Origin of the sequence: Variovorax sp. Root473 (genome assembly GCF_001426505.1) — a bacterium.
In the GTDB taxonomy this organism is placed as follows: domain Bacteria; phylum Pseudomonadota; class Gammaproteobacteria; order Burkholderiales; family Burkholderiaceae_C; genus Variovorax.
This window is the reverse complement of sequence record NZ_LMEV01000016.1, coordinates 382,165-396,082: the sequence shown is the minus strand read 5'-3', so window position 1 is coordinate 396,082 and position 13,918 is coordinate 382,165. Positions and strand designations below refer to the sequence as shown.

The 13,918-nt window shown below is 70.4% G+C and carries 16 protein-coding genes; 7 read left to right on the top strand and 9 right to left on the bottom strand.

Annotated elements, in window-relative coordinates; genetic code table 11:
• From ASD34_RS13185 to ASD34_RS13170, 4 genes are all read left to right on the top strand, one after another.
• On the top strand, positions 1-447 hold a 447-nt coding region (locus tag ASD34_RS13185), incomplete at its 5' end, for an ABC transporter ATP-binding protein (RefSeq protein WP_162248700.1).
• Positions 444-1,265, top strand: a complete 822-nt coding sequence (locus tag ASD34_RS13180) for an ATP-binding cassette domain-containing protein (RefSeq protein WP_056578012.1) — start codon at positions 444-446, stop codon at positions 1,263-1,265. The genes ASD34_RS13185 and ASD34_RS13180, both read left to right, overlap by 4 nt.
• A gap of 275 nt (positions 1,266-1,540) precedes the next feature.
• Complete coding sequence (locus ASD34_RS13175) at positions 1,541-3,028, top strand: ABC transporter substrate-binding protein (protein ID WP_056578011.1); 1,488 nt, start codon at positions 1,541-1,543, stop codon at positions 3,026-3,028.
• 23 nt (positions 3,029-3,051) lie between these two features.
• Positions 3,052-4,446, top strand: a complete 1,395-nt coding sequence (locus tag ASD34_RS13170; protein WP_235510059.1) for an amidase — start codon at positions 3,052-3,054, stop codon at positions 4,444-4,446.
• 21 nt (positions 4,447-4,467) lie between these two features.
• Here ASD34_RS13170 and ASD34_RS13165 read toward each other — a convergent pair whose 3' ends face one another.
• Positions 4,468-5,334 (bottom strand): LysR family transcriptional regulator, encoded by an 867-nt coding sequence (locus ASD34_RS13165; RefSeq protein WP_056578007.1) that lies wholly within the window; start codon positions 5,332-5,334, stop codon positions 4,468-4,470.
• A gap of 124 nt (positions 5,335-5,458) precedes the next feature.
• Here ASD34_RS13165 and ASD34_RS13160 point away from each other — a divergent pair, with 124 nt between their 5' ends.
• On the top strand, positions 5,459-5,857 hold the full coding sequence (locus tag ASD34_RS13160; protein ID WP_056578005.1) for a tautomerase family protein: 399 nt from the start codon (positions 5,459-5,461) through the stop codon (positions 5,855-5,857).
• 40 nt (positions 5,858-5,897) lie between these two features.
• Complete coding sequence (locus ASD34_RS13155) at positions 5,898-7,259, top strand: tetratricopeptide repeat protein (RefSeq protein ID WP_056578003.1); 1,362 nt, start codon at positions 5,898-5,900, stop codon at positions 7,257-7,259.
• Between the two features lie 26 nt (positions 7,260-7,285).
• On the opposite strand, the gene ASD34_RS13150 is transcribed toward ASD34_RS13155, so the two are convergent.
• Positions 7,286-7,978: a histidine phosphatase family protein gene (locus ASD34_RS13150; protein WP_056578001.1), complete on the bottom strand. Its 693-nt coding sequence runs from the start codon at positions 7,976-7,978 to the stop codon at positions 7,286-7,288.
• 113 nt (positions 7,979-8,091) lie between these two features.
• Here ASD34_RS13150 and ASD34_RS13145 point away from each other — a divergent pair, with 113 nt between their 5' ends.
• On the top strand, positions 8,092-8,802 hold the full coding sequence (locus ASD34_RS13145; protein ID WP_200937583.1) for an alpha/beta fold hydrolase: 711 nt from the start codon (positions 8,092-8,094) through the stop codon (positions 8,800-8,802).
• A gap of 9 nt (positions 8,803-8,811) precedes the next feature.
• Here ASD34_RS13145 and pcp read toward each other — a convergent pair whose 3' ends face one another.
• The 7 genes from pcp to ASD34_RS13110 are packed head-to-tail and all read right to left on the bottom strand — an operon-like array spanning position 8,812 to position 13,867.
• A complete protein-coding gene (gene pcp, locus ASD34_RS13140; RefSeq protein WP_056577999.1) occupies positions 8,812-9,483 on the bottom strand; it encodes a pyroglutamyl-peptidase I in 672 nt (223 codons plus the stop codon).
• Between the two features lie 14 nt (positions 9,484-9,497).
• Positions 9,498-10,238: a 5-oxoprolinase subunit PxpA gene (gene pxpA / locus ASD34_RS13135; RefSeq protein WP_056577997.1), complete on the bottom strand. Its 741-nt coding sequence runs from the start codon at positions 10,236-10,238 to the stop codon at positions 9,498-9,500.
• Positions 10,239-10,298: 60 nt separating this feature from the next.
• Positions 10,299-11,297 carry a biotin-dependent carboxyltransferase family protein gene (locus tag ASD34_RS13130; RefSeq protein ID WP_056577995.1) on the bottom strand — a complete coding sequence of 333 codons (999 nt, stop codon included), beginning with the start codon at positions 11,295-11,297 and terminating at the stop codon, positions 10,299-10,301.
• Positions 11,294-11,941, bottom strand: coding sequence for a 5-oxoprolinase subunit PxpB (gene pxpB, locus ASD34_RS13125; RefSeq protein WP_056578086.1), 648 nt, complete (start codon positions 11,939-11,941; stop codon positions 11,294-11,296). The genes ASD34_RS13130 and pxpB overlap by 4 nt, the downstream gene beginning before the upstream one ends.
• Before the next feature lie 40 nt (positions 11,942-11,981).
• Positions 11,982-12,485, bottom strand: coding sequence for a pantetheine-phosphate adenylyltransferase (gene coaD / locus ASD34_RS13120; RefSeq protein ID WP_056577993.1), 504 nt, complete (start codon positions 12,483-12,485; stop codon positions 11,982-11,984).
• 43 nt (positions 12,486-12,528) lie between these two features.
• Positions 12,529-13,191 carry an RsmD family RNA methyltransferase gene (locus tag ASD34_RS13115; RefSeq protein ID WP_056577991.1) on the bottom strand — a complete coding sequence of 221 codons (663 nt, stop codon included), beginning with the start codon at positions 13,189-13,191 and terminating at the stop codon, positions 12,529-12,531.
• 40 nt (positions 13,192-13,231) lie between these two features.
• Entirely contained in the window at positions 13,232-13,867 is a 636-nt protein-coding gene (locus tag ASD34_RS13110) for a LysE/ArgO family amino acid transporter (protein WP_056577989.1), read from the bottom strand.
• Between the last annotated feature and the right edge of the window lie 51 nt (positions 13,868-13,918).

Below are 13,918 nucleotides of genomic sequence, written 5' to 3'. Positions count from 1 at the left end.
GTGACGATCCAGAAGCAGGTGCTCGACCTGATCCAGAGCCTGGTCAAGGAGATGGGCATGGCCCTGATCCTCATCTCGCACGACCTGGGGGTGATCTCGCAGACGGTCTCGAAGATGCTCGTGATGTACGGCGGCAGCGTGGTCGAGAGCGGCCCGACCGAGGACGTGTTCGCCCGGCGCGCCCATCCCTACACCCAAGGCCTGTTCGCCGCGCGCCCCGCGATCGGCGCGCCGCGCGGCCTGCGCCTGGCGACCATCCGCGGCAGCGTGCCCGAGCTGGTCGACCTGCCACCGGGCTGCCCGTTCGCGGGCCGCTGCGCGTACACGGTGGATGCCTGCCACGCCACGCGCCCGTCCGCCACGGTGTTGCCGCCGAACCATGCGGTGCGCTGCATGCGTCTCGAAGAAATTGCAGCGATTGCGGGCAAGGAGGCTGTTGCGCCATGAATTCATCACCCCCGCTGCTGCAGGTGACCGACCTCGTGCGGCACTACGCCCTGCCGCGCGAGAAGCTCTTCGGCCCGCCGCCCACGGTGAAGGCGCTCAACGGCGTGAGCTTCGAGGTGCGGGCCGGCAAGAGCGTGGGCATCGTCGGCGAATCGGGTTCGGGCAAGTCGACCATCGCGCGCCTGGTGATGGCGCTGGACACGCCGACCTCGGGCAGCGTCGAACTCGAAGGGCGCAACCTGCACACGCTCTCGAAGGCCGACCTGCGCGCCGCGCGGCGCGACTTCCAGATGGTGTTCCAGGACCCGTACGGCTCGCTCGACCCGCGCCAGACCGTCGCGCGCATCGTCGCCGAACCGCTCGAAGCGCTGGCCGAAACGCGCCGCGCCGAGCAACGCGAACGCGCGGCCGAAGCACTCGCCGCCGTGGGCCTGCGCACCACCGACCTGGACAAGTACCCGCACGAGTTCTCCGGCGGCCAGCGCCAGCGCATCGCCATCGCACGCGCCCTGATCACGCGGCCCAAGCTCATCGTGGCCGACGAGCCCGTGAGCGCGCTCGACGTGTCCGTACAGGCCCAGGTGCTCAACCTCATGCAGGACCTGCAGCAGCAGTTCGGCATCAGCTACCTGCTCATCAGTCACGACCTCGCTGTGGTCAACCACCTGTGCGACGAGGTGTGCGTGGTGTTCAAGGGCCAGATCGTGGAACGCGGCCAGCCCGCCGAACTTTTTGCGAACGCGCAGCACCCGTACACACGCACCTTGCTGTCGGCGGTGTTGCACACGCCGCCCGGCGGCACGCTGCGCGCGGCCTGAAGCCACCCGGGCACGGCCTCGGACACATCGGTCATGCGCATCTGGTGGCGCGAGGCCCTGGCTTCGCGCAAGATCGTTCGCCCATCCGGGAACGTCCCGAGGAAATACCGCCTGCGCCGGCGCGCACCGGAGGGCCTGCTGCGAGAGAATGATTGGCAGCACTTGGCATCTTTCGTGCTGCGTGTCTTTCTTTCGTGGCGCTGCGCTTCCCCCCGGGGCACGGTGCGCGCCGAAGCAGTCATTCGACACTGACCGTTTTCCGGAGATCACCCCGTATGTTGAACCGTCGCACCCTCCTTACCACCGCTGGCGCCACCGTCGCCCTGGCCACGCCGCTGGCCGGCATGGCGCAGGGCCGGAAGGACGCCATCGTGATCGGCATGGCCCTGGAGCCGCCGGGTCTGGACCCGACCACCGGCGCCGCCGCCGCCATTGCCGAGGTCGTGCAATACAACATCCTGGAAACACTCACCAAGATCAACGTCGACGGCAGCGTCACGCCGCTGCTGGCCGAGAGCTGGGAAATCTCGCCCGACCTGAAGACCTACACCTTCAAGCTGCGCAAGGGCGTGAAGTTCCAGAACGGCGAGCCCTTCAACGCGTCCACCGTCAAGTTCGCGTTCGACCGCGCCGGCGGCGAGAAGAGCACCAACAAGGACAAGCGCACCTTCGCCAACCTCGCCACGCAGGTGGTCGACGAGCACACGGTGGTGGTCATCAACAAGGAGATCGACCCCGACCTGCCCTTCGTGCTGGGCCAGGCCACGGCCGCCATCGTCGAGCCCAAGAGCGCCGAAGGCAACGCCACCAAGCCGATCGGCACCGGCCCCTACAAGCTCGACAACTGGGCCAAGGGCTCGTCGATCACGCTGAGCAAGTGGGAGGGCTTCCGCGCCCCGGCCGTCGCAAAGATCAACAAGGTCACCTTCCGCTTCATCTCGGACACCGCCGCGCAGGCTGCCGCCGTGCTCTCGGGCGACGTCGACGTGTTCACGCGCATCGGCACGCGCGCCGTGCCGCAGTTCCGCAACAACCCGCAGTTCCAGACCATCCTGGCCGGTTCGCGCGCCAAGACGATCCTCTCGATCAACAACAAGAAGAAGCCACTCGATGACGTGCGCGTGCGCCGCGCCATCCTCGCGGCCATCGACCGCAAGGCCGTCATCGAGGGCGCGGCCGATGGCCTGGGCGTGCCGATCGGCAGCCATTACGTGCCGGGCGCGGCGGGCTATGTCGACACCACGGGCATCAACCCCTTCGACATCGAGAAGGCCAAGAAGCTGCTGGCCGAAGCCGGCGTGAAGACGCCGCTCGAACTGCGCATGACCCTGCCCCCGCCGCCGTATGCGCGCCAGGGCGGCGAAGTCATCGCAGCCCAGCTCGCCAAGATCGGCATCGTCGTGAAGATCCAGAACGTCGAGTGGGCCCAGTGGCTCAGCGGCACCTACGGCAACAAGGACTACGACCTGTCGATCGTTTCGCACGTCGAGCCCTTCGACCTGGGCAACTACGCCAAGCCCGACTACTACTGGGGCTACCAGTCGAAGGCCTTCGACACGCTGTTCGACAAGATCAAGACCACGGCCAACCCGGCCGAACGCAACAAGCTGCTGGGCGAGGCGCAGAAGCTGCTGGCCACCGACGCGGCCAACGGCTTCCTCTACCAGCCGCAGTTCCCGACCGTGGCCAAGAAGAACGTCAAGGGACTCTGGAAAGAGAACCCGATCTTCGTGAACGACCTGTCGGCCCTGTCGTGGGGATGAGCCGCGCAGTGCCTGCCCCTTCCCTGCCTTCATTGAGCGACCTGTCGGCGCAGGAGCTGTCCGCGGCCTACCGCGAGAAGCGCCTGTCGCCGGTCGAGGTGACGCGTGCCGTCATCGCGCGCATCGAGCACTGCGAGCCCCGGCTGCAGGCCACGTGGCTGTTCCGGCCCGAGGCCGCGCTGGAACAGGCGCGTGCCTCGGAGCAGCGCTGGCAGCGCGGCGACGCACGCGGACCGCTCGACGGCGTGCCGACCACGATCAAGGAAAACATCGCCACGCGCGGCGACCCGCTGCCCGCGGGCACCGCCGCCGTCGACCTCATGCCCGCAACGGCCGACGCCCCGCCAGCCGCGCGCCTGAAGGAAGCCGGCGCCGTCATCGTCAGCAAGACCACCATGCCCGACTACGGCATGCTGTCGTCGGGGCTGTCGAGTTTTCACACGCTCGCGCGCAATCCCTGGGACCTGAGCCGCACACCGGGTGGTTCCAGTGCCGGTGCCGGTGCCGCCGCGGCCGCGGGCTACGGCCCGCTGCACCTGGGCACCGACATCGGCGGCTCGTTGCGGCTGCCCGCGAGCTGGTGCGGCATCTTCACGCTCAAGCCCAGCCTGGGACGCATCCCGATCGACCCGCCCTACATGGGCCGCGCCGCCGGCCCCATGACGCGCACCGTCGGCGACGCCGCGCTCATGATGCAGGCGCTGGCCCGGCCCGACGCGCGCGACAGCATGAGCCTGCCCGCGCAGGACATCGACTGGGCCGCGTTCGACGTCGCGCCCGACCACCTGCGCGGCCTGCGCATCGGGCTGCTGCTGGACGCCGGCTGCGGCCTCGCGGTCGAACCCGAGATCCAGGCGGCCGTCGAGCAGGCCGCGCGCCTGTTCGAGAAGGCCGGCGCCGTCGTCGAGCCGATGCAGCCCTTCATGTCGCAGGCCCTGCTCGATGGCATGGACCACCTGTGGCGCATGCGCTCGCTGGTGGACATGAAAGCCCTGCGCCCCGACCAGCGCGCCAAGGTGCTGCCCTACATCCGCGAATGGGCCGAGAGCGCTGCCGAGTTCAGCGGCGAGCATGTGTTCCGCAGCTTCAGCCAGTTCCACGCGACGCGCGTCACCACGGTGAACGCCTGCGCTCGCTTCGACTACGTGATCTCGCCGGTGTCGCCCAACATGCCCGCGGCGGCCGAAGCGCCCTCGCCCACCAATGATCCGCTGCGGCCACTGGAGCACATCGGCTTCACCGTGCCATTCAACATGTCGGAGCAGCCTGCGGCGTCAGTGAACTGCGGGTATGCAGCCGACGGCTTGCCGATCGGGCTGCAGATTGCAGGGCAGCGCTTCGACGACCTCGGCGTGCTGCGCGTGGCGCGTGCGTTCGAGCAGATCCGGGAAGTGCAGCGGCCCTGGCCGCAGGTCTGAATGCGTCTGGCCTGAAAGCCGTCAGGCCAGCTGCAACGACAGCATCTCCCGCGCCCGCGTCACGAACGCGGTCTCACCCCGCCGCGCGGGCAACCACTGGAACGCCACGCGCGGCAGCGCCGGCAACCCATGCGGCGGCGCGAGCCGCGCGATGCCCTCGCCGATCGTCGATTCGTTGAGGCAGGCCACGCCCAGCCCCGCGGCCAGGGCCGATTGCAGGCCCGCCACGCCTGATGCCACGTGCGCCAACACATACGGCACGCGGCGGCGGCGCAGCAGGGCCACGGTGAACTGGTGCAGTGAGCAGGTGTCGGGCAGCACCAGCAAGCGCAGCGGCTCGCCGCGCACCACGCGCAGACCGGGCGCACCCAGCCACGCGAGCGATTCGCGCCGCAGCACGGCACCGCCTCCACCCGCTGCAGCCGCATTCGCACCCGCGATGTTCATCGCCAGCGCCACGTCGAAGTCGCCATGCGCATAGGCGGTGCGCAGCGCATCGCTCTTCAGGATGGTCACATGCAGCCGCACCTGCGGATAGCGCTCGCCGAGCCGGCCCAGCAGGCGAGTGAGGTCGCCGGGGCGGAAGTAGTCGGTCACGGCCAGCCGCAGCTCGCCCTGCAGGGTTTCGCCGCGCAGGTCGCGAAAGGCCTCGTCGCTCAGCGCGAGGAGGCGACGCGCATGCCCCAGCAGCCGCATGCCCGCCTCGGTGGGCGCCACGCCGGCCTTGCTGCGGGTCAGCAGCGACTGGCCGGCGCGCTCCTCGAGCTTGCGGATCTGCTCGCTCACCGAGGACTGTGACAGGTACACGCGCGGCGCGGCGGCGGTGAGGCTGCCGGCGTCGGCCACCGCCACCAGGGTGCGCAACTGTTCGAGGTCGAAGCCTTGCATGGTGCCTTCCTATCCATTCGTTGTTCCGATGGATTCCATCATATCTTCCCGTTTTTCCGATGATTAGGCGACGCCCACAATCACCCCATCAACACCCGTCCTTCAACGCAACAAGGAGTTCACCATGCCCCATATCGTCGTCCACCTCTCCGGCCAGCCTGACGCCGCCCTCACCCGCAAGACCGTTGACACGGTCGCCGAGCTCACGCAGAGCGTGCTGGGCAAGGCGCTGCCGGTCATCGCCATCACCGTGCAGTACATCGCCGCCGACAGCTGGTTCATCGGCGGGCAGTCGCTGACCGAACTCGGCAAGTCGGCCTTCCATCTGGACATCAGCGTGACCGACGAGACCAACACCAAGGCCGAGAAGGCGCGCTACCTGCGAGAGGTGCATGCGGCCATGGCACGGCTGCGGCCCGACCTGCACGAGGTCTCGTACGTCCACGTGATCGACGCGCGCGGCGCGGCCTACGGCTACGGCGGCAAGACACAGGAGTACCGCCACCAGCAAGCGGGTGTCTGAGAAGACTTGAAAGACGCCGGGGGCGTGGCACCATGCCGCCATGCCCTCCCACGGAATCCCGCACACCGCCGACAGCCTCGGCAATCCGCTCACGCTCGACGACGACGCCAACCTCACTTTGGTCGACGACTTCGTCATGGGCTTTCTCTCGACCGAGGCGCGCGCCGTGAACCTGCTGGCGCTGGCCGAGCGTGATGCCAGCCCGATCGTGCAGGCCTACTGCGCGACGCTGCACCTGTTCGCCGAATCGCGCGAGGCCGCCGGGAATGCGCGGCCCTTCCTCGACAAGGCCCGCGCCGGTGCGGCGCGCGCCACGCCGCGCGAGCAGCGCTACATCGCCGCCGTCCAGGCCTGGGCCGACGGCGACATCGCACGCGCCATCGCGCTGCATGCCGAGCAGGCGCACGAGCATCCGCGCGACCTGGTGTCGGTGAAGCTGGGCCAGTACCACTGCTTCAACACCGGCGACTGTCCCGGCATGCTGCGGCTCGCGCTCGCGGCGCTGCCGGCCGCGGCCGAGGTGCCCTACGTGCACGGCATGGCGGCCTTCGGCTACGAGCAGTGCCACCTGCTGCGCGAGGCCGAGGCCAGCGCGCGCCGTGCGATCGGCCTGTGCCGCAAGGAGCCGTGGGCGCACCATGCGCTGGCGCACGTGATGCTCACCGAAGGCCGGCTGGCCGAGGGGCTGGCGTTCATGCAGAGCGTGAGCGACACCTGGACCGGGCTCAACTCCTTCATGGTCACGCACAACTGGTGGCATGTGGCGCTGTTTCTCATCGACCTGGGCCGCGACGCCGAGGCGCTCGCGGTGTACGACGAGCACGCCTGGGGCGTGGTGAAGGACTATTCGCAGGACCAGATCGGCGCGGTGTCGCTGCTCGCGCGGCTGGAGCTCGCGGGCATCGACGTGGGCGATCGCTGGGACGACGTGGCGAACCATCTGCGGCAACGCCAGGCCGACCACGTGCTGCCCTTTCTCGACCTGCAGTACCTCTACGGCCTCGCGCGTGCCGGCCGGCCCGAGGCGCAGGTGCTGCTGCACAACATCGAGGCCTTCGCCCCCATCGCGCCGGTGTCTACGCGCGCCGCCTGGCAGCGCGTGTGCGTGCCGGCCGCGCGCGGCCTCGTGGCCCATGCGCGCGGTGATGTGGCGGGCGCGGTCGAGGGCCTGGGCATCGCGTTGCCGCGCATGATCGAGATCGGCGGCAGCCATGCGCAACGCGACCTGTTCGAGCAGCTGTACCTCGACGCGCTGGTACGCACCGGCACCGAATCCGCGCTCGCGGGCGCGCAAGGCCTGCTGCAGCAGCAGCTCAACGGCCAGCCCGAATCGCTGCGACTGCGGCGGCAGGCCGACGCGGTCTACGCGCGGCTGGGGCTCGGGCAGCTCGCGAAGGGCTGAGTGCCCTGGCTACGGCAAGACTGAACTTAATCTTCCTTCAGGTGCCGCCGCTGGTCGTAGGTCGGCTGCGGCGGCAGGTCGGCGAGGTGGCGCGTGTCGGCCCACTCGACGATCTCGATGGCGTCCGGCGCGGCCGGGTCGGCGATGCGGATGCGGTTGAAGCCCGCATTGGGAATCTCGCTCTGGCGCGGTCCGCTGAGGCTCAGGCCGCGCGCGGTGCGCCACACCATGTCGAGCACGCCGCCGTGCGTGACGACGATCAGGCGCTGGCCGCGGTGCGCGGCGGCGACGGTGCCGAGTGCGGCGATCACGCGCGCATGGAACTCGCGCGCGCTCTCGCCCTGCGGCATGGCGTGGTCTTCGCGGAACTCCAGCCACTCTTCCCAGGCGCGCGGATGCTGGCTCTGGATCTCGTCGGCCCGCATGCCCTCGACCACGCCGAAGTGCTGCTCGCGCAACGCCACCGAAGTGACGACCTGCAGCGACAGCTGCTGCGCTGCGGGCGCCGCGGTCTGCTGGGCGCGCATGAGGTCGCTGCTGATGAGGTGCTGTGCCGTCTCGCCCGCAAGCCGCAGGCCGAGGCGGCGGGCCTGCTCGTGGCCGATGTCGTTGAGCGGAACGTCCGCATGGCCCTGGAAGCGCAGTTCGCGGTTCCAGGCGGTTTCGCCGTGGCGGATCAGGATGAGGTCGGTGGGGGCGGAGTCGGGGGTGGTGGACATTGCAAGCATTGTCCCCCGAGTGCATGACACGCCGGCTTCGTGCCAACCCGCTGTTGCACGGTCGCCACCTCGTACCCGCGCTCCGAGCACGTCCGATCGCGCAGAATCAGCGCATGCCTCAACTTGTCCTGCTGCCCGGCCTCGCCTGCGACGAACGCCTCTGGGAAGCCCAGTTGCCCGCCCTGCCCGCCGCCTTCAGCGCCCGCGTGAGCGATGTCCAGACGCGCCACGACACCATCGAAGGCATGGCCAGTGCCGTGCTGCGCGAACACGACGGCCCGCTGGTGCTGTGCGGCGCATCGATGGGCGGCATGGTCGCGATGGAAGCGGCGCGCCAGGCGCCCGAGCGCATCGCCGGGCTGATGCTGCTGGGCACCAGCGCGCGGCCCGAGACGCCCGACATGTTCGCGCTGCGCGAAGGCGCCATCGCGTGCTTCGAGCGCGGCGAGGTGCGCGAGATCGTCGAGCCCAACATCGCCTTCGCCTTCCATCCCGCGCAGGCCGCCCACCCGGCGCTCGTGCAGCGCTACCTGGACATCGTGCTCGGCGCTGGCGCGGCCCAGCTCATCCGCCAGAACCACGCCGTGATGCGCCGCCCCGACGCACGCACGCACCTGGCCCTGTTGCGCGCGCCGGTGCTGCTGGTGTGCGGCGACGACGACCGCCTCGCGCCGCCCGAATGCACCCGCGAGATGGCGGCGCTGCTGCCGCGCGCGGAGGTGGTGTGGGTGCCGCAGTGCGGCCACATGCTGACGCTGGAGAAGCCTGCCCTCGTCAATGCGGCGCTCAACGCCTGGCTGGGCAAGCACTTCCCCCGCGCGTGAGAGCCCCGGTCAGTGCAGCTGGCCGCCGGTTTCCGCGACGTCCTGCTTCACGGCGAGTGCTGTCTTCACGGTGATGCGCAAGGCATCGACCAGCGTCTCGAGCGCCATGCTCGGCGCGCCCGGAAAGCGCGCCGCCTGCGCGGGCAGGTAGGGAATGTGGATGAAGCCGCCGCGCGCGCCCGCCGCCGACGGATGCGTCGCGAGGCGGTGCATCAGCCCGTAGAAGAGGTGGTTGCACACGAAGGTGCCCGCGCTGTTCGACACCGAGGCCGGCACGCCGCCCGCACGCAGTTCGCGCACGATGGCCTTCACAGGCAAGGTCGAAAAGTAGGCGGCGGGCGCACCGGGCACCACCGGCACGTCGATCGGCTGGCGGCCGTGGTTGTCGGGCACGCGGGCGTCGTCGACGTTGATGGCGATGCGCTCCGGCGTGAACTCTGCGCGGCCGCCGGCTTGGCCGATGCAGATCACCAGCGTCGGCCGGAGCTCGTCCATCGCGCGGTCGAGCGCGGTGAGCGCATCGCCGAAGACGCAGGGCACCAGTCGCGCATGCACCGTGGCGCGATCGCATTTCCAACCGTCGAGCGTGCGCACCGCCTCCCACGACGGATTCAGCAGTTCCTGCTCGAAGGGCTCGAAGCCCGTCAGCAGGACGTTGGGAGAAGCGCGCTTCGCCGGCATCGCGTGGCCCGCGTTCAGGCCATCGCGCGCACGGCGATGCCTTCCTGCTGCAGCCGTTCGCGGATGCGCCGCGCGAAAGCCAGCGCATGCGCGCCGTCGCCGTGCAGGCATACGCTCTGGGCGTTGACGGGCACGGTGCTGCCGTCGATGGCGACCACGCGGTGGTCGCGCACCAGCGACAGGGTCTGCGCCAGCGACTGTTCTTCGCTCTCGATGAGCGCGCCGGGCTGGCTGCGCGGCACGAGGCTGCCGTCGGGCATGTAGCCACGGTCGGCGAACACCTCCTCGACGGGCTGCAGGCCGGCACGGCGCGCCGCATCAATCATGTTGCTGCCCGCCAGGCCGAAGAACTTGAGCGAAGGATCGAAGCGGCGCACCGCCTCGCACAGCGCCTCGGCAAGCTCGGGTTCTTTCACCGCCTGGTTGTAGAGCTGGCCGTGCGGCTTCACGTGCGCGAGCCGGCCGCCCTCGGCCTTGACGATCGCGGCCAGCGCGCCGACCTGGTAGAGCACGTTCGCCACGATCTCCTCGGGCGGCAGGTGCATGGTGCTGCGGCCGAAGTTCTCGCGGTCGGGAAAGCTCGGATGCGCGCCGATCGCCACGCCGTGCGCCATGGCCCAGCGCACGCACTGCTGCATCGTCCTGGCGTCGCCCGCGTGCCAGCCGCAGGCGATGTTGGCGGAACTCACGAGGCCGAGCAGCGCTTCGTCGCTGCCGGCACCTTCGCCGAGGTCGGCGTTGAGGTCGATCTGCATGGGAGGTTCTCCGTCTCGTGGGGCAGGCAGGTGCAAAAACGACCTGCGCTGCCCGACAGTCTAGGCCGCGCCGGGCCAGCCTGCAGCCGCGAGGCCTTGCGCCACCTGCGCAAGATAGCGCTGCTGACCGGCCCAGGCCGCGAGCGCATGCGGCAGGTCGGTGCGCACCAGCCGCAGCCGGCCGCCGAGCGGCGCCTGCGCGAGCTTCCACAGGTCGGCGCGGATCACCACGCCGATGCGCGGATAGCCGCCCGTGGTCTGCGCGTCGCCCATGAGGATGATCGGCTGGCCCGAGGGCGGCACCTGGATCGTGCCGGGAATCACGCCCGACGACAGCATGTCGCCGGCCGCCTTGCGCTGCAATTCAGCGCCGGCAAGCCGGCTGCCCATGCGGTTGCTCTGCGGCGTGATGCGCCAGCGCTCGTTCCACAGCAGCGCCTGCGCGTCGGGCGCGAAGAACTCGAACTCGGGGCCGGGCAGCACGCGCAGCGCGAGCGCTCCGTCGGGCTCGGCCGTGCCCCAGTCGGGCGCGCGCAGGCCGAAAGGACGGCGCGCGTTCTGGTCTGCACCGAGACGCGAAGCCCCCAGCGCGAGCCGGTCGCCCTTGCGCAGCGCGCGGCCTTCGTGGCCGCCGAAGCCGGCCTTGAGGTCGGTGCTGCGCGAGCCGAGCACGGGCGCCACGTCGATGCCGCCCGCCACCGCGAGCCAGCTTCGCAGGCCGGCCTTCGGCGTGCCGGGCGTGTTGGCGCCGGCGAGCCGCAGCGTCTGGCCGGCGCGCACCGGCACGCTCCAGCAGGGCCATAGCGGCACGCCGTCGAGCGTGGCGCCGAAGTCGTCGCCGGCGAGCGCGATGCGGGTGTCGGTCTCGAACTGCAGCTCGCAGCCGCCCATGGTGAATTCGATGCCGGCCGCTGCGTCGGCGTTGCCGGCCAGCCGGTTCGCCAACGTGAGCGCGAGCATGTCGAGCGCGCCGCCCGGGCAGATGCCGAGCTGGCGCAGGCCGGGTCGCCCCAGGTCCTGCACCGAGGCATGCACGCCGGGTTTGCGCACGAGGATCATGTCTGCACGCTTTCAACGACGAAGCGCACGCGATCGCCGGGGCGCAGCAAGGTGGGCGGCTCGGCCGATGGGTCGAACAGTTCGAGCGGCGTGCGGCCGATGAGCTGCCATCCGCCCGGCGACACCAGCGGGTAGATGCCGGTCTGCTCGCCGCCGATGCCGACCGAACGCGCCGGCACGGCGGTGCGCGGTTCGGCACGACGCGGCGTCGCGAGTTCGGGCGGCAGTCCGCCCATGAAGGCGAAGCCCGGCAGGAAGCCGAGCAGGTAGACCACGTAGTCACCGCCGCTGTGGCGGCGCACCACCTCGGCCGCCGAGAGCCCGGTGTGGGCCGCTACGTCGGCGAGGTCAGGGCCGTGCTCGCCGCCGTAGGCCACGGGAATCTCGACGCGCCGCCCTTCGGCGGCATGGGCCGCGAGCGTGGGCCAGGCCTCGAGCACGCGGGCCGCGAGTTCCTCGAACGCCACAGCGGTCGGGTCGAAGGTCAGCGTGAGGTTGTTCATGCCCGGCAGCGCCTCGCCGACGCCGGGCCAGGCCAGCACCTCGGCGGCCAGCGCCCAGATGCGCTGCTGCTGCGCCAGCGTGGCGGGCGCGGGCAGGTCGCACACCAGCGCCGCGTCGCCCAGCGGATGCAGGCGGGGCAAGGGGGTGTCGCTCACCTCAGCGCGAAGCCTGGGAGCGGGCTCATTCCCTGCCGAGGCTGCGGACTTTGGCGGTCAGCTGCTGCTCGACGTTCGGCGAGACGAACTTGTTGACCTCGCCGCCGAGCATGGCGATCTCGCGCACGAAGGTGCTGGAGATGAACTGGTACTTGTCGCTGGGGGTCAGGAACACGGTCTCGACGTCGGGCATCAGCGAGCGGTTCATGCCGGCAAGCTGGAACTCGTAGTCGAAGTCGGTCACGGCGCGCAGGCCGCGCACCATGGCCTTGCCGCCGCGCGCGACGACGAAGTCGCGCAGCAGGCCCGAGAAGCTCTCGACCGTGACCTGGTCGCTGTAGGGCTTCACCGCATCGCGGGCCATGTCCATGCGCTCGGAGAGCGTGAACAGCGCCTTCTTGTGGTGGCCCGCCGCGACAGCGACGATCACCTTGGAGAAGAGTTGGGTTGCACGCCGCACCACGTCCTCGTGACCGAGGGTGATGGGGTCGAAAGTGCCGGGATAAACCGCGATCACGTTGCTGGCCATGGTTGGTTCTTCCTCATGCTGCCGGTGCGGCTTGTCCGGCGGATTATGCAGGCACGGACTCGGCGCGCCGCAGCAGATGGGCATGCACGGCACCGGCCTTCAGGTAGCGGAATTCCACGAGGCCCAGCGCGGCGAGTTCTTCGGCGGCCCAGCGGCGCGGCGCCTCGAGGTAGATCGTGCCATCGACGTGCAGCGCACGCGCGGCGGCGCGCAGCGCCGGCTCGTACAGCGCGACGGTGTCGAAAGGCGGATCGAGAAACACCGCCTGCAGGCTGCCCGCCGCGGCACGTTCGAGTGCGGTGACGCCGTTGCCGCGCTCCACGCGCACGGCCTCGGCCGAAAGCTTGGTCTTCGCGGCCTGCAGCTGGGCGACCAGCGCGGCGTCCTGCTCGCACAGCAGCACATGGGCCGCGCCGCGCGAAGCGGCTTCGAGGCCGAGCGCGCCGGTGCCCGCGAAGGCATCGATGCAATGCCAGCCCGGCAATGCACCGCCGCCCACGCCGGCCAGGCTCGCGAGCCAGTTGAACAGCGTCTCGCGCACGCGGTCGGGCGTGGGGCGCAGGCCTGGCTTGTCGGCCACGGCCAGACGGGTGCGCTTCCACTCGCCGCCGATGATGCGGACCTCGCTGGGCCGCGACGGGCGCTTGGCGGCGGGGGCGCGCGAGACGGGCGCGACGGCTTTCTTCTTCGAGGGCTTCTGGGGCATGCGGCGAGCTTAACGCCGTGGCCGGCCCACCTCGCCTCGCTCAGTAGCCCATGAACGCACGCCGGGCGAGGAAGGCCGCCAATACGAGCATGGTGCCGCCGATGAGCGCATCGAGCATCTGCCAGGCACGTGGACGCGCGAACACCGGCGCCAGCAGCCGCGCGCCGAAGCCCAGCGAGGTGAACCACAGCACGCTGGCCAGCGTCGACCCGACCACGAACCAGGCCTTGAGCAGGCCCGGGTACTGCGCCCCGGCGCTGCCCACGAGCAGCACGGTGTCCAGGTAGACGTGCGGGTTCAACAGCGTGAAGCCGGCGGCCTGCGCGACCACCGCGGCGCGCGAGCACGAGGCGCCCTGCGCCACCGTCTGCAGCGCACTCGGCTGGCGCGAGCGCCACAGCGCGCGCAGGCCGTAGCCGCAGAGAAAGACCGCGCCGAAGCCCGCGAGCAGCGTCGCCAGCATCGGGCGCCCCTTCAGCGCCTGCGCCATGCCGGCCACGCCCGCCGCGACCAGCACCGCGTCGCAGGCGGCGCAGAACAGCACCACCGCGCTCACGTGCTCGCGGCGCAAGCCCTGGCGCAGCACGTAGGCGTTCTGGGCGCCGATGGCGACGATGAGCACCAGGCTCATGAAGAGCCCGTTGAGGAAAGCGGTGGAGGCGTGAACGGCGGTCATGGTCCGAGCTTGCCGCCGTCACTGGATTCAATCAAACTAAACTTTCTAACT